18 protein-coding genes are annotated in these 19976 nt (G+C 71.1%); 6 read left to right on the top strand and 12 right to left on the bottom strand.

The genetic code is table 11. The features are described from left to right. Positions 1-70: 70 nt before the first annotated feature. Positions 71-1384 (top strand): O-acetylhomoserine aminocarboxypropyltransferase/cysteine synthase family protein, encoded by a 1314-nt coding sequence (locus tag LT972_RS13850; protein WP_232570970.1) that lies wholly within the window; start codon positions 71-73, stop codon positions 1382-1384. Continuing rightward, the gene (metX, locus tag LT972_RS13845) at positions 1384-2571 is read left to right on the top strand and encodes a homoserine O-acetyltransferase MetX (protein ID WP_232570969.1); all 1188 of its coding nucleotides are present in this window, start codon (positions 1384-1386) and stop codon (positions 2569-2571) included. Before LT972_RS13850 ends, metX begins: the two co-directional genes overlap by 1 nt. Here metX and LT972_RS13840 read toward each other — a convergent pair whose 3' ends face one another. The 9 genes from LT972_RS13840 to LT972_RS13800 all read right to left on the bottom strand — a co-directional run bounded on the left by LT972_RS13840 (position 2572) and on the right by LT972_RS13800 (position 11653). Beyond that, entirely contained in the window at positions 2572-3837 is a 1266-nt protein-coding gene (locus LT972_RS13840) for a VWA domain-containing protein (protein WP_232570968.1), read from the bottom strand. Continuing rightward, entirely contained in the window at positions 3834-4757 is a 924-nt protein-coding gene (locus LT972_RS13835; protein WP_232570967.1) for an AAA family ATPase, read from the bottom strand. The genes LT972_RS13840 and LT972_RS13835 overlap by 4 nt, the downstream gene beginning before the upstream one ends. Before the next feature lie 75 nt (positions 4758-4832). After that, positions 4833-5723 carry an FAD binding domain-containing protein gene (locus LT972_RS13830; protein WP_232570966.1) on the bottom strand — a complete coding sequence of 297 codons (891 nt, stop codon included), beginning with the start codon at positions 5721-5723 and terminating at the stop codon, positions 4833-4835. After that, complete coding sequence (locus LT972_RS13825) at positions 5723-8161, bottom strand: xanthine dehydrogenase family protein molybdopterin-binding subunit (RefSeq protein ID WP_232570965.1); 2439 nt, start codon at positions 8159-8161, stop codon at positions 5723-5725. Before LT972_RS13825 ends, LT972_RS13830 begins: the two co-directional genes overlap by 1 nt. After that, the gene (locus LT972_RS13820) at positions 8158-8712 is read right to left on the bottom strand and encodes a (2Fe-2S)-binding protein (RefSeq protein WP_232570964.1); all 555 of its coding nucleotides are present in this window, start codon (positions 8710-8712) and stop codon (positions 8158-8160) included. The genes LT972_RS13825 and LT972_RS13820 overlap by 4 nt, the downstream gene beginning before the upstream one ends. Continuing rightward, positions 8712-9341, bottom strand: a complete 630-nt coding sequence (locus tag LT972_RS13815) for a CoxG family protein (RefSeq protein WP_232570963.1) — start codon at positions 9339-9341, stop codon at positions 8712-8714. Before LT972_RS13815 ends, LT972_RS13820 begins: the two co-directional genes overlap by 1 nt. 210 nt (positions 9342-9551) lie before the next feature. Beyond that, on the bottom strand, positions 9552-9986 hold the full coding sequence (locus tag LT972_RS13810) for a DUF6691 family protein (protein WP_232570962.1): 435 nt from the start codon (positions 9984-9986) through the stop codon (positions 9552-9554). After that, the gene (locus LT972_RS13805) at positions 9986-10480 is read right to left on the bottom strand and encodes a YeeE/YedE family protein (RefSeq protein WP_232570961.1); all 495 of its coding nucleotides are present in this window, start codon (positions 10478-10480) and stop codon (positions 9986-9988) included. Before LT972_RS13805 ends, LT972_RS13810 begins: the two co-directional genes overlap by 1 nt. Next, positions 10481-11653 (bottom strand): MBL fold metallo-hydrolase, encoded by a 1173-nt coding sequence (locus tag LT972_RS13800; RefSeq protein ID WP_232570960.1) that lies wholly within the window; start codon positions 11651-11653, stop codon positions 10481-10483. A gap of 221 nt (positions 11654-11874) precedes the next feature. Between LT972_RS13800 and LT972_RS13795 the strand changes: the two genes are divergently transcribed. Genes LT972_RS13795 through LT972_RS13780 form a run of 4 tightly spaced genes read left to right on the top strand, consistent with a single transcriptional unit; the run spans position 11875 to position 14333 of the window. Further along, complete coding sequence (locus tag LT972_RS13795) at positions 11875-12117, top strand: sulfurtransferase TusA family protein (RefSeq protein WP_232570959.1); 243 nt, start codon at positions 11875-11877, stop codon at positions 12115-12117. After that, positions 12117-12674: a DsrE/DsrF/DrsH-like family protein gene (locus LT972_RS13790; protein ID WP_232570958.1), complete on the top strand. Its 558-nt coding sequence runs from the start codon at positions 12117-12119 to the stop codon at positions 12672-12674. The genes LT972_RS13795 and LT972_RS13790 overlap by 1 nt, the downstream gene beginning before the upstream one ends. A gap of 13 nt (positions 12675-12687) precedes the next feature. Further along, entirely contained in the window at positions 12688-13461 is a 774-nt protein-coding gene (locus LT972_RS13785) for a DUF2270 domain-containing protein (RefSeq protein WP_232570957.1), read from the top strand. Positions 13462-13502: 41 nt separating this feature from the next. Beyond that, positions 13503-14333 carry a universal stress protein gene (locus LT972_RS13780; protein ID WP_232570956.1) on the top strand — a complete coding sequence of 277 codons (831 nt, stop codon included), beginning with the start codon at positions 13503-13505 and terminating at the stop codon, positions 14331-14333. On the opposite strand, the gene LT972_RS13775 is transcribed toward LT972_RS13780, so the two are convergent. The 3 genes from LT972_RS13775 to LT972_RS13765 all read right to left on the bottom strand — a co-directional run bounded on the left by LT972_RS13775 (position 14334) and on the right by LT972_RS13765 (position 19955). Beyond that, a complete protein-coding gene (locus LT972_RS13775) occupies positions 14334-16883 on the bottom strand; it encodes a PEP/pyruvate-binding domain-containing protein (protein WP_232570955.1) in 2550 nt (849 codons plus the stop codon). A 229-nt stretch (positions 16884-17112) separates the two neighbouring features. Further along, positions 17113-17598, bottom strand: coding sequence for a KEOPS complex subunit Cgi121 (gene cgi121 / locus LT972_RS13770; RefSeq protein ID WP_232570954.1), 486 nt, complete (start codon positions 17596-17598; stop codon positions 17113-17115). After that, positions 17595-19955, bottom strand: coding sequence for an ATP-dependent DNA helicase (locus tag LT972_RS13765; protein ID WP_232570953.1), 2361 nt, complete (start codon positions 19953-19955; stop codon positions 17595-17597). Before LT972_RS13765 ends, cgi121 begins: the two co-directional genes overlap by 4 nt. Between the last annotated feature and the right edge of the window lie 21 nt (positions 19956-19976).

Raw genomic sequence — 19976 nt, 5'->3', positions numbered from 1 at the left:
AGCGGCGCGATTCCGCAAGCGTTGCCGTAACTGCTACGCATATTCTATAGTAGTTCTATAACTATAGCACATGACTGACGCGAGCGACGGGGACGGCGCGCCGGACGGCGAGGCCTACGACCGCCGGACGCGGAGCGTCCACGCGGGCTACGACCCCGACGAGACCGGGGCGCGCGCCCCGCCGATTCACCAGACCACGTCGTACGTCTTCCCGGACGCCGACGAGGCGGCCGCCCGGTACGCGCTCGACTCCGAGGCCGACGTCTACTCGCGCATCTCCAACCCCACCACGTCGGCGCTCGAAGACCGGCTCGCCAGCCTCCACGGCGGCACCGGCGCCGTCGCGACGAACGCCGGCATGGGCGCCATCGACGCCATCACCACGACGCTCGCCGAAGCGGGGCGAAACATCGTTGCAGGCGAGGAGATGTACGGCGGCACCGCCTCCTACTTCGCGCACACCGCGGGCAAGCGCGGCGTCGAGACGCGCACCGTCGACGCCCTCGACCCCGACGCCGTCGCCGACGCCATCGACGACGACACCGCGTTCGTCCACGTCGAGACCATCGCCAACCCCTCACTCGTCACGCCCGACTTCGACGCGCTCGCCGAGGTCGCGCACGACCACGCCGTCCCGCTGGTCGTCGACAACACGTTCGCCACGCCCCACCTCTGTCGCCCCATCGAGCACGGCGCGGACGTGGTGTGGGCGTCCACGACGAAGTGGCTCCACGGCGCCGGCACCACACTCGGCGGCGTCGTCGTGGACGGCGGCACCTTCCCGTGGGACCATCCGGACGCCGAATTCCCCGAACTCGCGGGCGAGAACCCCGCGTTCGGCGTCGACTTCACCGAGCGCTTCGGCGACCGCGCGCTCGAAGCCGCCGTCCGCCAGCGCGCGGTGCGCTCGTGTGGCACCGGGCAGAGCGCCTTCGACGCGTGGCAGACGCTGCAGGGAATCCAGACGCTCCCGCTCCGCGTGGACCGCCACTGCGAGAACGCCGCCGCGCTCGCCGACTTCCTCGACGACCACCCGGACGTGGCGTGGGTGTCCTACCCCGGCCTCGGCGACCACCCGACCCACGACGCGGCCAGCGAGTACCTCGACGGCGGCTTCGGCGGGATGCTGACGTTCGGCCCGGAGGGCGGCTTCGACGCCGCGAAGGCGGTCTGCGAGGGCGTCGAACTGGCGTCGTTCCTCGCGAACGTCGGGGACGCGAAGACGCTCGTCGTCCACCCAGCGAGCACCACGCACGCGCAACTCTCCGAGAGCGAGCAGCGCGACGCCGGCGTGCGCCCCGACATGGTTCGCGTCTCCGTCGGCATCGAGGGGACCGAGGACGTGCTCGCGGACTTCGACCGGGCGCTCCGGGAGGCCCACTGATGCCGACAGCCGAGTTGGGTCGCTTCGAGTTCGAAAGCGGGCAGGCCGTCGAGGACCTCACCGTCGCCTACGAGACGTACGGCGAGTTCGACGGGCGGAACGCGGTCCTCGTCTGTCACGCGCTCACCGGGAGCCAGCACGTCGCCGACAGTCCAGACGGCGTCGCGGGGCAGGGCCACGGCTGGTGGCGGAGCGTCGTTGGCCCGGGGAAAGCCATCGACACGAACGACTACTTCGTCGTCTGCGCGAACGTCCCCGGGTCGTGTTACGGCACGGACGGCCCGTCGGCCGAGGGGCCGGACGGCGACCCCTACGGCACCGACTTCCCGCCCGTGACGGTCGGCGACTGGACGCGGAGCCAGCGCCGCCTCCTCGACGAACTCGGCGTTGGACGCCTGCACGCCGTCGTCGGCGGGAGCGTCGGCGGGATGAACGCCCTCGACTGGGCGCGCCGGTTCCCCGACGACGTGCGCCGCGTCGCCGCCGTCGCCGCCGCCCCCCGCCTCGACGCGCAGTGTCTCGGCCTGAACGCCGTCGCGCGCCGCGCCATCCGCACCGACCCGGACTGGAACGGTGGCGACTACTACGGCGACAGCCACCCCGACCGCGGCCTCGCGCTCGCCCGCCAACTCGGCCACTTGATGTACCTCTCGAAGGACTCCGCCGGCCGGAAGTTCGGGCGCCGGACGGCGGGCCGCGAGGCGGGCGGGGACGCGTTCCCCTCGGACCCGGCGGCCGCGTTCTTCCCGTACCGCGACGTGGAGTCGTACCTCGACTACCAGGCCGACCAGTTCGTCGAGCGCTTCGACGCGAACAGTTACCTCTACCTCGTCCGCGCGATGGACGACTACGACCTCGCCGCCGGCTACGACTCCGACGCCGCCGCGCTCGCCGCGTTCCCCGGCGACGCGCTCGTGCTCTCCTTTACCGGCGACTGGCACTTCACCGTCGACCAGAGCGAGGACCTCGCCGAGTCGTTCCGCGCGGGCGACGCGTCGGTCGCCCACCACGTCGTCGACTCCGACCACGGCCACGACGCCTTCCTCGTCGAACCCGAGTCCGTCGGCCCGCCGCTCCGGGACTTCCTCGCGGACGGCGTCGCTGGCCGGTCGGTCACCGACACCGCCGAGTCGGACACGGAACCGTCGTCGTACGCGCCGGTCCACAACAGCCTGTTCTCGGGGTAGTCACGCCCGCCGCGGGTCGTACTCGACGCCCACTCTGCCGCCCGCGCCGTGCCGGTCGAGTTGGCGCGCGAGTTCCGCGACGTCGGCGGCGTCCGCGAACGCGAACAGGCCGTCCACGAACGGGAGCGCCGCCGCCATCCCGCGAGCGGTCGGCTCGTAACTCGCCGACGCGGCGAGGGGGTTCAGCCACAGCACGCTCGCGGCGCGCCGCGAGACGCCCGCAATCGCCGACTCCAGTCGGTCCACGTCTCCCGTTTCGAGGCCGTCGCTGACGACGAACACGACCGTCCGGTGGTCGACGGCGTCGGCGTCCAGTTCTGCGAGCGACGCGCCGATGCGCGTGCCGCCGCCCCACTCGGCTTCCGCGCGCTCCAGCGCCTCGACGACGGCGGCGTGGGTCGGCGCGTCGAGTTCCCCGGAGACCTCGCGCAGCGCCTCGTCGAAGAAGAACACGCGGGCGTCCCGCCAGTCCCGGCGCGCGCGCCGCAGGAACTGCAGGAGGAACGCCCGGTCGACCGTGTCGAGGACGGACTGGCTCACGTCCACGAGGAAGACGGCGCGCACGGCGGGCCGGGTGCGCTCCCGACGGGGTACCGACAGCACCGTCCCGCCGGTGCCGAAACTCGACCGGAGCGCGCGCCGGGCGTCCGCGCGCTCGTCGCCCCCGCCCGCCCAGCGCCGCCCCCGCAAACCGCCGACCGCCGCCGTCAGCGCGTCGAACGCGCGGTCGAACGCCTCTCCGGATTCGACGGGCGGCACCGAAATCGGTTCGGGGACGCCGGTCGCGCTCTGCCGGCCGAGACTCGTGTCGTCGCCCGACTCCTCGGCGTCGTCCGCCACGACGCCGCCGAGCGACGCCGACAGCACGCCGACCTCCTGTTCGTCGCTCGCGCCGTCCTCGCCGGTGTCCACGTCTGCGCGCTCGCTGTCGGCCGGGTCGCCCATCGGAGCGAGCGCGCCCTCCGGGGCGTCCTCCTGTCGGTCCGCCGGCCCCGTCGGCCCGAGGCCCGCCGTGAGCCGCCGCCAGAACTCCGCGAACAGTCGGTCGAACGTCTCCGCGTCGCGGGCGTCCGTGACGAGACACGCCCGGAGGCCGGCGCGAGCGCGGTCCTCGTCGCCGAACCCGAGTTCCACGAGCGCTCGCGCTGCGGTCGTGTGCGCGTTCGCCGGCACGTCCACGCCCGCCTGGCGGAGCGAGCGCGCGAACCGCACGAGTTCGTCCCGGACGTGATCGCGGGCCGCGACGACGTCGGGCGCGTCGGTCATTCCGCCGTCGCCGCCTCGCGGGCCTCGGTCGCCGCGTCCAGCAGTTCGCGGAGCAGGTCGTCGTCCACGCGCTCCACGTCCTCGACCTCCTTCAGGAGCGTCCCGAGGGTCTGCTCGACCTCACTCGCAGACAGCGGTTCGTCACCGTTCTCCCTGAGCGCGGCGACCGCGCGCGCCCAGTCGATGGTCTCGGCGGCGCCCGGCGGCTTCCGCAGGGGTTCCTCGCGCAGGCGGCCGGCCGCGCCGCAGAGTTCGGCGGCGACGGCGCCGTCCAACTCGGGGACTTTGCGTTCGAGAATCGCGCGCTCCTTCTCGAAGGACGGCGGTTCGACGTGCAGGAACAGGCACCGACGCTTCAGCGCGTCGCTGAGCGCCCGCGTGCGGTTCGACGTGATGACGACCACCGGCGGCGTCTCGGCGGCGACGGTACCGAGTTCGGGGACGGAGACCTGGAAGTCGCTCAGGACTTCGAGCAACAGCGCCTCGAACTCCTCGTCCGCGCGGTCCACCTCGTCGATGAGCAGGACCGGGGGGCTGTCGTCGCTGCCGCCGCGGAGCGCGCGGAGGAGCGGTCGTTCGAGCAGGTACTCCTCGGTGAACACGCCGTCCTCGCCGTCGCCCGCCTGCACCGCGAGCAGTTGTTTCGTGTAGTTCCACTCGTAGAGCGCGCTCTCGGCCGTGAGCCCCTCGTAGCACTGGAGGCGCACGAGGTCGGTGCCGAAGCCGGCGGCGAGCACCTTCGCGAGTTCGGTCTTCCCGGCGCCCGGTTCGCCCTCCACGAGCAGGGGCTTCCCGAGGCGGAGCGCGAGCGACACCGTGGTCACGATGTCGTCGTCGGCGACGTAGTCCTGCGCGTCGAACGCCGCCCGCACGTCCGCCTCCGTGGCGTCCGCGAACGCCGTCCTGCGGTCGTCTGTCATTCCTCGTTCGTGGTTGGGCGCGAGTCAATAAATGGGCGTTGCTCACACACCCCGTGGACGGGGGCGCGTGGCGTGTCAGTCGGCCGCCGCGGGCGCCGACGCCTCCTCCATCGCCGCGAGCAGCGCGCGCTCCGCGTACACCTCCAGGAGTTGGGCGCGGAACTCTCCGGAGGCCTGGATGTCGTCCATCAGCATCGCCTCGTCGACGTCCTCGGTGGCGTGCTCGGCGGCCGCCGCGACGCTGTCCTCGTCGAGCGCCTCGCCCTCGATGGCGTCCGCGACGGACGGGAGGAGGACGCCCTGGCCGACCGCGCCGTTCGCGCCGACGCGCGCCTCCCGGACGGTGTTCCCGTCTACGTCCAGCAGGGCTGAGACGCCTATCATCGCGTACCCGGAGGACGGACTCGGCTTCTTCGCGTACGCGCCGACCGCGTCGCTCGCGGACGGAATCTCGACGCTGATGAGCATCTCCGTGGGCGCGAGGTCGGTGGCGTACATCCCGTAGAAGAACTCCTCGACGGGAATCTCGCGCTCCCCGTCCGGCCCGAGCGCGACGAGCGTCGCGTCCGACGTGAGCGCCGCCGCCGGCAGGTCCGAGGCGGGGTCGGCGTGCGCGAGGTTGCCGCCGACCGTCCCGCGATTTCGCACCTGCACGTCGCCGACCTGCGCGACCGCTTCGGCCATCGCCGGCGCGTGCTCGTGGGCGTCGTCGCTGTCGAGGAAGTCGGTGTACCGCGTCGTGGCGCCGACCGAGAGGGTGTCGCCGTCCGCGGAGACGCCGCGGAGTTCGTCGACGCTCCCGAGGTCGATTAGCACGTCCGGACTCGACAGGCCGGTCTTCATCGCGGGCAGGAGGCTGTGCCCGCCGGCGAGCAGTTCCACCTCCTCGGTCGCGTGCTCGTCCAGCAGTTCGACGGCGTGCTCGGCGGACTCGGCCTCGACGTACTCGAACTCGTCGGGGAACATCACTCCTCACCCCCGTTCTCGGCGGCGTCACCAGAACCGTCCGCGGACGCCTGCTCGTTCACGGCCTGCCAGACGCGCTCGGCGGTCATCGGCATCTCCACGCCGTCCACGCCGAACGGGTCGAGCGCGTCCGAGACGGCGTTCACGATTGCCTGGGGCGCGGCGATGGTGCCCGCCTCTCCGACGCCCTTCACGCCGAGGGGGTTGTGCGGACTCGGCGTCACCGTCGACCCCGTCTCCATCTCGGGGATGTGCTCGGCCTTCGGCACGGCGTAGTCCTGCATCGACCCGGTCACGAGGTTGCCGTTGTCGTCGTACTCCGCGCCCTCGTAGAGCGCCTGCCCGACGCCCTGCGCGACGCCGCCGTGAATCTGGCCCTCCACGATTTTCGGGTTGATCTGGTTCCCCACGTCGTCGACGGCGACGTACGTCTCGAACTCGATTTCGCCCGACTCGGGGTCGACCTCCACGACGGCGACGTGCGTCCCGAACGGGAACACGAAGTTGTCCGGGTCGTAGAACGACGTGGCCTCCAGGCCCGGTTCCTCGCCGTCGGGCATGTCGTGGGCGAGGTACGCCTGCCCCGCCACGTCCTTGATGCCGATAGAGCGGTCGGGCGCGCCCGCCACCCGGTACGTGCCGTCGTCGAACTCCACGTCCTCCGGGTCGGCCTCGAGTTGGTGGGCGGCTATCTGCTTGCCCTTCTCGACGACCTTCTCGGCGCTCTTCACGAGCGAACTCCCGCCGACCGCCGCCGACCGGGAGCCGTAGGTCCCCATCCCGTGGGGAATCTCGTCGGTGTCGCCCTCCACGACCTCCACGTCGTCGTAGGGGATGCCGAGTTCGTTCGCGACGATTTGGGCGTACGTCGTGCCGTGGCCCTGCCCGTGCCCGGACGTGCCACAGAACGCCGTCACCGTCCCGGAGGGGTGGAAGCGCACGAGACTGGACTCCCAGAGGCCGGCCTGCGCGCCGAGTTGGCCCGCCAACTCGGAGGGCGCGAGCCCACACGCCTCGATGTAACACGAGAACCCGACGCCGAGGTACCGGCCCTCCTCGCGGGCCTGTTCTTGGCGCTCACGGAAGTCCTCGTAGCCGACCATCTCCAGCGCCTCGTCCATCGGTTTCTCGTACTCGCCGGAGTCGTAGACGACGGCGACCTCCGTCTCGAACGGGAAGTCGTCGTCCGCGACGAAGTTCCGCTTCCGGAACTCCACGGGGTCTATGTCCAACTGTTTCGCCGCGAGGTGCATGATTCGCTCCACGACGAAGGAGGCCTCCGGGCGGCCCGCGCCCCGGTAGGCGTCCACCGGCGGGACGTTCGTGTACGCGCCTTTCACGGACGCGTGGATGGCCGGTATGTCGTACTGGCCGGAGAGCAGCGTCCCGTACAGCCACGTCGGCACGGCGGGCGCGAACGTCGACAGGTACGCGCCCATGTTCGCCTTCGTGTCCACGCGAAAGCCCTCGATGTCGCCGTCGTCGCTCACCGCGAGTTCGGCGGTCGTCTCGTGGCCGCGGCCCTGCGCGTCCGTGAGGTACGTCTCCGAGCGCGTCGCCACCCACTTCACGGGGCGTTCGAGGTGTTTCGCCGCCCACGCCACGAGCGCCTCGTCGGCGTAGTGGTGAATCTTCGACCCGAACCCGCCGCCCACGTCCGGCGCCTTGATGCGGAGTTTGTGCTCGGGATGCCCGAGCACGCCGGACATCAGGAGGCGGTGGACGTGGGGGTTCTGGGTCGTCATGAACACGTCCAACTCGTCGGTCCCTGGGTTGTAGTCCGCGACCGCCGCCCGCGGCTCCATCGCGTTCGGAATCAGGAGTTGGTTGTCGGCCTCGAACTCGACGACGTTGTCGGCGTCCGCGAACGCGTCGTCGGTCTTGTCCTCGTCGCCGATTTCCCAGTCGAAGGCGACGTTCCGGTCGCCCTCGCTGTGGAGTTGTGGCGCGTCCCCCGCGAGGGCGTCGCTCGGGTTCGTCACGGCGTCACGGCGCTCGTAGTCCACGTCGATGTTGTCGAGCGCGTCGTGCGCGAGGTAGCGCTCGTCGGCGACCACGACGGCGATGGCGTCGCCCTGGTAGCGCACTCGCCCGTCCGCGAGCATCGGGTGGTCGACGTCGTTCAGGCTCGGGAGCTGCCACGCCACCGGAATCAAGAACGGCAGGTCGCCGGGCGTGTCGTCGCGCGCGAGGTCGTCGTGCGTGTAGACGCCGACCACGCCGTCCATCGTCTCGGCGTCGCTCGTGTCCACGTCCTCGATGGTGGCGTGGGCGTACTGGCTCCGCAGAATCGCGGCGTGGGCGGTGTTCGGTAACTCGATGTCGTCCGTGTACTCCGCGTTCCCCGTAATCAGCGCGGGGTCTTCGCGGCGCTCGATGGCGGACCCGAGGATGTCCGCGGCGTCCACGTCGTCCGGGTCGATGGAGTCGATGCTCACGCCGAATCACCCCCCGAGGCGTCGTCGCCGGTCGGATACTCCCGCGTCAGGTCCATCTCCTTCCCGCCGTCCGCGACCGCCCCGCTCATCTGGCCGGCGGCGTTCTGCACCGCGTTCACGATGTTCTGGTAGCCCGTGCAGCGACAGAGATTCCCCTCCAGTGCCTCCCGGATTTCCTCGTCGTCCGGGTCGGGGTTCTCGTCCAGGAGGTCCACCGCGGACAGCATCATGCCGGGCGTGCAGTAACCGCACTGCAGGCCGTGTTCCTCCTGGAACCCCTCCTGTATCGGGTGGAAGTCGCCGCCGTCGGCGAGTCCCTCGACGGTCTCTACCTCGGCGCCGTCGGCCCGCACCGCGAGTTCGGTGCAGGACTTCACCGCGTCGCCGTCCACCAGTACGGTGCAGGCGCCACAGAGACTGCTCTCGCAGCCGACGTTCGTGCCCGTGTAGCCGAGTTCGTCCCGGAGCGCGTGTACGAGTAGTGTTCGGGACTCGACCGCGAGGTCGTGGTCCGTGCCGTTCACCGTCAGCGTGATGTCGTGTGTCGTCATTACTTGTCTCCCTTCGACCGACCGAGCAGTCGGTCCGTGAGGCTTCGTTTGCCGGACTCCTCCTCTCCGTCGCCCTCGCCGGCCATCTCGAGGTCGCGTAGCTGCTGTTGGACCGACGAGAAGAATCGCTTCACCACCCGATTCGCGACCGGGTTCACGACGCGTTGGCCCATCTGGGCGACGCGCCCGAACACGTCGGCTTCGGTGTTCCAGTCGACGGCGACGCCGTCGTCGGTCTCCGAGAGCGCCATCGACGACGACATCTCGAAGGAACTGTCGCCCGAGGAGCCCTCGCCGGACGCCGACATCTCGGGGAACTCGCGCTCGTCGATGGTCACCACCGTCTCGAACGTCGGATTCACGGGGCCGACGCTAATCTGGACGAGCGCGGCGTACGTGGCGCCTTCCTCGAAGGCGCGCTCCTCGATGACGTCGGCGTCCGCCGTCAGTTCGCGCTCGCGGTCCGCGTACTCCTCGCGGAGCGCGTCGAAGTCGACGTCGCCGTCGTCCACGCGGACGAGGAACTCGCAGCCCGGGAGCGCTTCCGCGACGAGCGCCGGGTCCGAGAGGGCGAGCCACACCTCCTCCGCGGTCGTGTCCTCTAACTCGAACGTGCCGTTGAATTCCATCTGTCCCAGTCACCTGTTGTCGGGTGTGAACAACCCTCGTGGTAACGTCTGTCTATTACCTCAAAAGTGTTCGTGTGGAACAAGAAAGGCGCGGAAAAAGTGAATAGAAGCGGCTAGAATACGGTTCTCGCGTAACCGATTACGGCAGTGCTAATCGGCGGCGGACGAACGCGTCCCCCGCCGCCGGACCGACAGTCGTCTGACCGCCGGTCAGCGCGACCGCCAGTACCCCTGTGCGTACGCGCCGAGGAACATCCCGGCAATCGCCCAGAGGATGGGGAAGTTCCCGATGCCGACGCTCGCGTACGCCGCGCCCGGACAGATGCCCGAGATACCCCAGCCGACGCCGAACACGGCGCCGCCGAGGAGGACGTTCCGGTCGAACTCCTTCACGCGGCGCGTGTACTGCCGGCCGGTGACCGGCGCGTCGCCGAGGAACGTCGTCCCGACGAAGAACGTCACGCCGGAGACGACGGCCGCGCCGCCCATCACGAACACCAGTCCGAGGTCGTCGAACTGGAGGAAGTCCAGGACGATTTCGGGTTTCGCCATGCCGGAGAGCGCGAGGCCGAACCCGAACACGAGCCCACCGGCGAGTATCACGGCCATGAACAGCGGGCCGTGTTCCTCGGTGTTCCCGCTCATCACGGGTTCACCCCCAGTGCGCTCACGAGTTGGGCCGTCCCGATGGCGACGGCCATGAACGTCGCGACGTTCGTGATGGACGTCGGCGACGCCGAGCCGATGCCACAGACGCCGTGGCCGGACGTACACCCTTTGCCGAGGCGGGTGCCGACGCCGACGAGGAAGCCGCCGCCGAGCAGCCGCCACCACTGCACGTCGGTCGTCCACGCGCCGCCAGCGAAGGCGACGGCGTACACCGCCGCGCCGGCGACGATGCCGACGGTGAACACGACCCGCCAGTCGCGGGACGCGAGATACTTCCGGCGGTTGAACCGGTCGGCGTCGGAGACGTACGACAGCGTGGACTCGAGGAACGTGCTCGCGCCCGCGATGATGCCCGTGCCGAAGTAGATGATGGACGCGCCGAGACCGACGAACAGGCCCCCGAGGGCGTACTGCGCGATGCCCCGCGGGAACAGGTCGCCGACGGCGGCCAGCGGTACGAGTGCGCTCATCTACTCGGTCAGCGCCTCCTGGCTCGCGGCGCAGTTGTTCGGGCCGAGTTCGAGTTCGAACGCCTCGTCGTCACTCGGCGCCTCGTGCCCGAGGTTCGTGGCGATGATCTCCTCGTGGTTGGCCGGCTGGGGCGGCATGTCGGAGACGATGAACTCCACGAACGACTCGCGCTCCATCGAGAGCGCGTCCATCGAGTCGACGACGTCACCGAGTTCGGCGGTGTACGTGCCGTCGTCGGCGGTAGTCGCGCCGTCGCCGAAGTGCGCGGGCGCGACGACCGCGTCGTCGTGAGTGAGGACGCGCTCGTGGAGGCTGTCGTACAGCGTGCGCGCGGCGTCCTTCGCGGCTTCGGGGTCTTCGAGGTCGGGGCGCGCGACGCTCTCCGTGAACAGGCCGTCGCCCGTGAACAGCACGTCGCCGACGCGGTAGGTCGTCATCCCGGTCGTGTGGCCGGGCGTGTGAATCACGTCGATGGTTGCGTCACCGACCGTGATTTCGTCGCCGTGCTCGACTGTCTCGTAGGGCGTGTCGTAGTCGACGCCGCGCGCGTCCGCGGCTTCGGGGAGGACGGCGGTGGCGTCGGTGGCGTCGGCGACGTCGCGGACGCCGGAGACGTGGTCGGCGTGGATGTGGGTGTCGAGCGCGTACGTCAGTTCGGCGCCGAGCATCCGCGCGTCCTGTTCGTACTCGTCGGCGAACGCGCGCAGCGGGTCGACGACCGCTGCTTCGCCGTCGGAGACGACGAGGTACGCGAGACAGCCACTCGACGGACGGCGGTACTGCGCGACGGTGGCGTCGGCGTCCACGTCGAGTTCTTCGTACTCGTAGACGCCCGCCCAGCCCTGCATGCCGCGCTCGACGTGTTCGACGTCGTAGCCGGCGTTCTTCAGTTTGCCCGCGACGAACTCGCTGGCGCCGCCCTTCGCGCAGACGACGGTCACGGTCTCGTCCTCGGGGACGTCGCCGAGGTCGGGCGTGTCTTCGAGGAACTCGAAGTACGGGACGTTGACCGAGGTCACCGTCTCGCCGTCGATGCGCCACTCCTCGTAGTCGCCGGGTGCGCGCGCGTCGAGGAGGAACACGTCTTCGTTCGCGTCGATGCGGGATTTGACCGTCTCTGGGGTGACAGTCTCGACGTCCGCGTCGACGGACGGGAAGTCGTCTGGATTCATGCTCGCCTGTTCGTACCGGACGCTCGCAGATAAGGCTTCCCATGGAAGTTCAGAAGTACCGCAATACTGTTGGCGGCGGCTCGCGCCGAGAAAACTCAAAATTACTTTTCGCGGGCGTGTATGGGGTGGCGCTGTTTTGTTCTCGTGCAAAACTACTGCACGACCATCGACGGGTTTTTCAACTAGCGTGCGGTATTGTGCGTCGAAGGCAATACGACACCATGTCAGACTACGAAATCACCGAGACGCTCGACGTGAAGGGACTCAACTGCCCGATGCCGGTCGTGAAGACCAAGCAGGCCGCCGACGGCCTCGGTTCCGGCGACGTGCTGGAAGTCGTCGCGACCGACCCCGGCAGCATGAGCGACCTCGGCGGCTGGGCCGACTCCACCGACGGCGTCGAACTCCTCGACCAACAGGAAGGCGACGACGTGTACAAACACTACGTCCGCAAGACAGAGTGATGAGCGACGACGCCGACACCACCGAACTCACGCGCGAGGAACTCGCCGAGCGCGTCGCCGACCTCGAAGCCCGCCTCGACGACGTCGAGGACGACGGGCAGCAGAAGATGAGCATCATCGCCACGAAGGGCACGCTCGACATGGCGTACCCGCCGCTCATCCTCGCGAGCACGGCGGCCGCGTTCGGCTACGAGGTGACCGTCTTCCACACGTTCTGGGGGCTCGACATCCTCCACCAGGACAAGGCAGACGACCTCAAACTCAGTTCCGTCGGCAACCCCAACATGCCCGTGCCGAACGCCGTCGCGGCGCTCCCCGGCATGGACCGCGTGACGACGAAGATGATGGAGAAGAAGATCGACGACAACGACACCGCCACCATCGAGGAACTCCTCCAGACCAGCCTCGACATGGGCGTCGAGTTCCAGGCGTGTCAGATGACCATCGACCTCATGGGGTACGACGAGGACGACTTCTTCGACGGCGTCACCACCGGCGTCGGCGCCGCGACGGCCATCCAGGACATGGCCGAAGCCGACATCCAACTCCTCGTCTGACCCGACACACCTGATGACCGACCAGACACCCGACCACGACGCCGAAGCTGACGCGGACCGCGACAGCGACGGCGTCGACGCCGACCACGCCGACGACGCGGACCACGGCGCCGACGCACTCGACGCACCGGCGGACGTGGGCGCCGGCCTCCTCGAAACCGACATGGGGCCGAGTTCGTCGCTCGCGCACCTCTACCGCGGCGAGATACACCGCATGAAACTCTGGCGCGAGCGCTTAGACCGCACCACGAACTGGGCGGTCATCGTGCTCGCGGGCGTCCTCACGTGGTCGTTCTCGGACGCCAGCCACCCCCACTACGTGTTGCTCGGCGGTGGCGCCGTCCTCGCGCTGTTCCTCGTCGTGGAGGCGCGGCGCTACCGCGGCTACGACATCTGGCGGAGTCGCGTGCGCTCCCTCCAGCGGAACGTGTTCGCGGTCGGTCTCGACCCCGGTCGCAGTCCGACGGACGACGACTGGCGGGAAGACCTCGCCGACGACTACCGCACGCCGACGATGAAGATTACCGCGGAGGAGGCGCTCGCACACCGCCTGCGTCGCATCTACCTCCCGCTGCTTTCGGTGCTGCTCGCGGCGTGGGTGGTCCGCGTCACCGCGTTCGGGACCGGCGCGTGGCCGACGAGCGCGGCGGTCGGTGCCCTCCCGGGCGTCGCGGTGACGGCCGCCGTCGCCGTCGCGTACCTCGCTGCCGTCGCCGTCGCGTGCCGGCCGCGGACGTGGCACGCGCGCGGCGAACTCCGGAGCGAAGACCTCCGCAAGCGGCGCTGACGCACACCCTTATTGAGCGGTCTCGCGTACGCTCGAACGCGATGTTCGACCGCATCCTCGTCCCCGTCGACGGCAGCGCGTGCGCGCTCCGCGCCGCGAAGTACGGCGTCGAACTCGCCGCGGCGTTCGACGCGGCTGTGGACGTCCTCCACGTGGACACCGGTGACGTCGCTCCGGCGGACGTGCTCGCGGCCGTCGAAGGCCTCGCCGCCGACCGCGCCGTCGCGACGCACACCGCGACCGGGAACCCCCGGAAGCGAATCGTCGCGTTCGCCCGCGAGCGCGACGCCGACCTCGTGGTGATGGGGCGTCACGGCCGCCGGGGCGTCGGCGAGCGCGTGCTCGGTAGCACCACCGAGCGCGTGCTCCGCAGTGCGCCCGCGCCCGTGTTCACCGTCGCGGGCGAGGGCGTCACCGACGACCTCGGGACGACCTACGACGACGTGCTCTTGCCGACCGACGGGAGCGAGAACGCCCTCGCCGCCGCGTCTCACGCCGCGGCCGTCGCCGCGCGCTTCGACGCCACCGTCCACGTCGTCGCCGTCGTGGACGTGCAACGCGAGGGTGGCGTGTTCGGCGCCGGCGGCGTCGACCGCTCGTTCGTCGAACGCCTCGAATCGCGGGCCGCGGAACGCGTGGACGCAGCCAGCGAGCGCGTCACCGACCGCGAGGACGTGCGCGTCCGACGCGCCGTTCGTCGCGGCCACCCGTCGGAGGCGCTCTGCGAGTACGCCGCCGACGAGGGCGTCGACCTCGTGGCGATGGGGTCCGCCGGCTCGCGGAGTCTCGCGGCCCGGTATCTCGGGAGCGTCACCGACCGCGTGCTCCGGCGGGCGGACGCGCCCGTGCTCGTCGTTCCCGCCGACCGCTGACTACTCGATGCGCTCCACGACGCCGTTCGCGCCGTCCACGCGCACCCGGTCGCCCGTCCGCAGGCGGCGGGTCGCGCCGTCCACGGCGACGACCGCGGGAATGCCGTACTCGCGGGCGACCAGCGACCCGTGCGTGAGCCGGCCGCCGACTTCCGTCACGAGCGCGCCGGCGTTCAGGAACAGCGGCGTCCACCCGGGGTCGGTGTAGGGCGCGACCAACACCTCGCCCGGCCGCAGGTCGGCGTTCCGGGGGTCCGTCACGACGCGCACGACCCCCTCGACGACGCCCGGGGACACACCCGTCCCCGTCAGGTCGCTCGCGTCCTCGGTCGGTTCCACCCGCGCCGTCGGCACCTCGCCGTCGCTCGTCACGACGCGGGGCGCGTCGGTCGCGGCGAACCGCTCGTGGTCGCGGCGGCGCGCCGGCAGGTCGCCGGGCGTCGCGCCGTCCGCGAGCGCCGCGTCGAGTTCCGAGAGCGTCAACAGCCACGCGTCCTCGCGGTCCGCCAGCACGCCACGGGAGACGAGTTCGTCGCCCGCCGCGAGCACCTGCGTCCGGAACTCCGCGAGCAGTTTCGAGAGCGCGAACTTCGGGTGTTCGCGCAGGCCGACGTAGTGGCGGTACAGCCGGCAGAGCCGCCGGACGACCGGCCGAAGCAGGGGGTGGGCGGCGGCTTCGAGGCGGTCACGGGCGGCCGCCGCGTCCGCCTGCCGGGCGGCGAACCGGTCGCGGTGCGCGCCGCGCTCGCCGGCGTCGAGGCGCGCCGCGACGACGCCGAGCAGGAGACTCGGGTCGTCCCGGTACCGGGGGCGACTCGGGTCGATTTCGCCGGGGCCGCGGAAGCCGTACTCGTCGAGGAAGTCCGCGAACGCCGCGCGGAACGCGTCGCCGCCCGGCACGCCCGAGAGGTCGTCGAGGGTCGCGCCGTCTCGGAGCGCGTCCGCGACCGCCGGGTGGTCGCGCGCCGCGTCCGCCACGTCGCCGAGTGCCAGTCCCATCCGCGCGGTCACGTCGCCCTCGAACCCGCCCGCGAGTTCGGCCACGTCGTCGGCGCGCTCGGGGACGAGGCGGCGGAGCGCCCACCCCGCCGCGACGCCAGCGAGGAACCGCCCGTAGAACGGTTCGAGCAGCCAATCGACCGACTCGAAGACGGCGTCGCGGGCGGCGCGGACGCGCTGGCGCGCCGAGTCGTGAGAGCGCACCGCCGCCACGCTCTCGGCCACCTCCTCCTCGTAGCGCGCGAGCAGGTCGTCGGGCGCGTCCTCGGGGTTCCGGGCGGCGAGCGCGCCGGGGAACCCCGCGACGAAAGCAACGAGCGTCCGCGCGAACCGGCCCGCGGACCCGGCCGCGCGGAGCCACGCCCGCGGCCCCGTCGCGGGGTCGGGGAGGTCGCCGCCGCGCTCGGCGAGCAGGTCGGCGAGCGCCGCCGCCGTCGGCTCGTCGATGATTCGGAGGTTCGAGACGATTCGGTCGGCCAGCCACGGCCGCGCGACGTACGGCGTGAGGTCGAGGTAGAGGCGGCCGCCCGCGACAGCGCCGAGGCGCCCCGGCAGCCCGTACTGTCGCCCGAGTTCGTTCGTGAGGTCCCGCCAGAACCCCAGCGACAGCGGCGGCATCGCGGCGGTCATCCCCTGCCGGTGGCCGAAACTGTAGTAGACGTGCAGGGCGTCGTCCGCGGGTCGCGGGTCAGGCACGGGGAACAGCGACGTCACGGGCCGGGACTGGAGCACCGACACGTCGCCGTCCCGAATTGCCCACTCCACGTCCTGCGGGCCGCCGAGTTCGGCCTCGATGCGGTCGCCGAGGTCGGCGAGCGTCCGGAGCGTGTCGTCGTCGAGGACGCGGGCCGCCCGCCCGCTGCCGACGCGGTAGTCGAGTACCTCGCCCGTTTCGCGGTCGATTCGCGCGGTGTCGGCGGTCTCGCGGCCGGAGACCTGTCGCTCGCCGCGGCCCGGGCCGGCGTCCACGACCGCCACGTCCCGGCGGCCGGTGACGGGGTCGGCGGTGAACAGGATGCCCGAGGTGTCGGGTTCGACCATGCGCTGGACGACGACCGCCATCGCCACGCCCCGGTGCGGGACGCCGTTGCGTTCGCGGTACGCGACGGCGCGGTCGGTGAACAGGCTCCCGAGACAGCGCGCCACGGCGTCGGGCACGTCGGCGGCGTCGACGCCGAGTTCGGTGTCGTGCTGGCCGGCGAACGACGCTTCCGCGAGGTCCTCGGCGGTCGCCGACGAGCGCACGGCGTACGCGCCGTCGTCCAGTCGGTCGCGAATGGAACCCAGCACGCGCTCGGGGAGCGGCGTCCCCGCCAGGCGGTCGCGGAGCGCGCTCGCGGCTCTCTCCTCGCCGCGTTCGAGGGCGGCGAGGCGGTCGCTCGCGCCGGCGGCGTCGGCGTGCGCGCGGTACGCCGCGGTGGTGACGACGAACCCGTCGGGGACGGGGAAGTCGGCGGTGCGGAGGCGCGCCAGCGTCGCGGCCTTCCCGCCGGTCAGCGCCGGTTCGGCGGCGCGCGGGTCGGCGAGCGAGACGACGAGTGGGTCGGACACGCCTAGAGTGGTTGGATTTCCAACGACAAAGCGGTTCGCCCGCCCGGTCGTCTGCTGTCTGTCTGACGAACGTCCGCCACTCGCGGGCACCGTTTCGACTGGAAAAATCGCTGACGTGACGGCGAAGACGCCGCCCGTCTACCACCTTGCTGCGCGGAGAACCACCCGACTGCGCCGACCCACAACCCCTTCGTTTCGACTGGAACGGGGTGTGCTAACTGTCCTCGGGCTACTTCTCCACGTCCAGCAGCGCCACGCGCTCTCGGACGACTCCCGGGAGGTCGTCCACGACCGCGTACTCGGCGTCGCTCACGCCGAAGAACGCCCGGAGCGTCGCCTCGTCGCCGCCGAGCGTCGGGCGCTCGGCTTCGAGCAGGCCGCGGACCGCCTCGGCCGCGCCCGACTCGTCCTCGCCGTCGACGACCACGACGACTTCGTGTTCGCCCTCGCCGACGCCCATCTCCAGCGCGCGCCGAATCTGCCGGCGGCCCGCCGCGTACAGCAGAATCTCGACGGCGCGGTCGCTCGCCACGTTCTCCCCGCGCTCGAACGCCCGGTTCGCGCGCTCGACGGCGGCTTCGAGGTGCGCGCGGCCGGCGACGTAGTCGGCGTCGAACGCCTGCACCGCACAGCCGTACTCGTCGCCCACGTCGCCCAATTCGGCGACGAACGCGTCCACGTCGTCGACGCGCGCGACGCCCTCGACGACCTTCACGAGAAATCACCCAGACTCGCCTGCCCGTCGCGCTCCTCGGCCTCCACGGCCGCCGTCGTCTCCGTGTCCGCGTCCACCTCGCCCATCTCGGGGTTCCGGTGGCCGACGTTCTCCAGAATCCGCTCGGCCGTCGCCTCCCGGCCCCGCACCGCCCCCAGCACCACGGACTTGTCCGCGTCCCGGAGGTCCGCGCGGGACTCGATGCCCGCGTTGTGGAGGCGCCGCGCGCGCTTCCGACCCACGTCTCTCACCCCCGCGAGGTCCAGCAGTTCCTCGCGGACGCCGTACTGCACGCGCTTCCGGGCCGCCCGCACCGACGCCGCGCAGTCCACGTCGAGTTCGCCCGCGAGGCGCTCGGCCGCCTGCAACAGCCACTCCGCCGTCTCCACCTTCCCGCGGATGTCCCCCGGCCCGACGTCGTAGCGCTCCGCGATGCGGTCCTCGTCCAACTCCGACGTCCAGTCGTCGAGCAGTTTCGCGGTCTTCAGCGCCGACAGCCAGTCCTCCCAGTCGGGCGCCTCCTCGCGGGGCGCCGGCCCGAGCAGGTCGTCCTCGCGCTCGTATGCGAGTTCGGTGTACGTCTCCCGGTCGCCCGACCGCAGGTACAGTTCGTACATGTCCGGCGTCCGGCTCACGAGGTGGTAGAGGCCGAGCGGCGACGGGTCCGCGCTCGCGTCCGCGGGCAGTTCCTCGTCTGCTCGGAGTTCGTTCGCGGTCTGGAAGCCCGCCGACGCGTCGGCGTCCGCGCTCGAATCCGAGTTCGCTCGCGCGGCGTCCCGCAGGCCGTCGACGATGGTCGCCGCGCTCATCGGGTCGACGTACAGTTGGCTCACGAGGTGGCCGGTGTTTGTCGCGCGGAGCGCGCCGTCCTCGCGCTCCACGAACCCGTTCCGGTCGAGGTACGCGAGCACGTCCCGCGTGACACTCCGGAGGCGCCCGGGGTCGTCGGTCTGAGTAGCATAGAGCGTCTCCCCGAGGAACTCGTGGAGCGCCTCCTCGGTGGTCGTGAAGCCCGTCGCGACGGCCGCGAGGACGTGCGTGCGCAGCGCCGGTTCGGCCGCGAGCTTCGAGCGCACCGGTTCCGGGTCGGCGTACACGTACCGGTCGAACAGTTCCTCGAGTTCGTCGTGGTTGTTCGCGAGCAGGACGGCCTCGCCGTACGGGTCGAGGCCCGGACGCCCGGCGCGCCCGAACATCTGGTGGACTTCCAGCACGTCGAGTGGCTGCATCCCGCCCGCCGTCCCGTCGTATCGCTGCCAGTCGCGCACGACCACTCTGCGGCTCGGCGTGTTCACGCCCGCCGCGAGCGTCGGCGTCGCCGAGACCACCTTCACGAGGCGGTCCCTGAACGCTTCCTCCACGAGTTCGCGGTGTTCGCGTGCGAGGCCTGCGTGGTGGAACGCCGCGCCCTTCGCCACGGCGTCCGCGAGGTCGTCGCTCGTCTCCGTGTCGCTCACGGCCCGAATCTCGTCGGCGACCTCGCGGAGGTCGGCGCGCTCCTCGTCGGTGAGTGCGGTCTTCGCCACGTCCGCGAGCCGTCGGGCCGACGCCTCCGCGTTCCGCCGCGAGTTCACGAACACGAGCGTCGACCCGTCGTCCTGTAAGGTGTCGTCGACGACCGCCGCCGTCTGGCTCCCCGACCCCACCGAGAGTTCGGCCTGCGTGCCGTCGTCGTAGTGGACCGCCTCCCCGTAGTGGACGCCCGTCCGCAGGTCGATGGGGCGCCAGTCCGAGTCCACGAGTTCGGCGTCCAGCCAGTCCGCGAGTTCGTCCGCGTTCCCGACCGTCGCGGACAGCGCGACGACCTGTAAGTCAGCGACGCGCTGGCGGAGTTTCGCGAGCGTCACTTCCAGCGTCGGGCCGCGGTGGTCGTCGTCCACGAGGTGGACCTCGTCGGCGACCACGCAGGAGAGGTCGTCGATCCAGTCCGCGCCGTTCCGCACCAGCGAGTCGACCTTCTCCGAGGTGGCGACCACGATGTCGTTGTCCGACAGCCGGGAGCCGTCGCTCTCGTAGTTTCCCGTGGAGACGCCGACGGACAGCCCGAACTGCTCGAACGCCTCGAACTCGCCGGCCTTCTCGCCGGCGAGCGCCCGCAGCGGGACGATGTAGAGGGCAGTCCCGTCGCCGCCGAACGCGGCGCCGTCGCCGTCCGCCTCGGCGATGGCGGACAGCATCGCCAACTGCGCGACCAGCGTCTTCCCGCTGGCGGTCGGCACGCTCGCCACCAGGCTCTCGCCCTCCGTGACCCCCCGCTCGACGGCCTCGCCCTGCGGCGGGTACAGCTCCTCGATGCCCTCGGCCTCGAAGTAGTCGGCCACGCCGTCGGGCAGGCCCGGAACCTCCGCGACTCTCATTGGAGTCGGGTAGGCCCGTCC

It is taken from the genome of Halobacterium litoreum (assembly GCF_021233415.1).
GTDB lineage: Archaea > Halobacteriota > Halobacteria > Halobacteriales > Halobacteriaceae > Halobacterium > Halobacterium litoreum.
The sequence above is the reverse complement of the archived record's forward strand: the minus strand, read 5'-3'. Positions and strand labels throughout refer to the sequence as shown.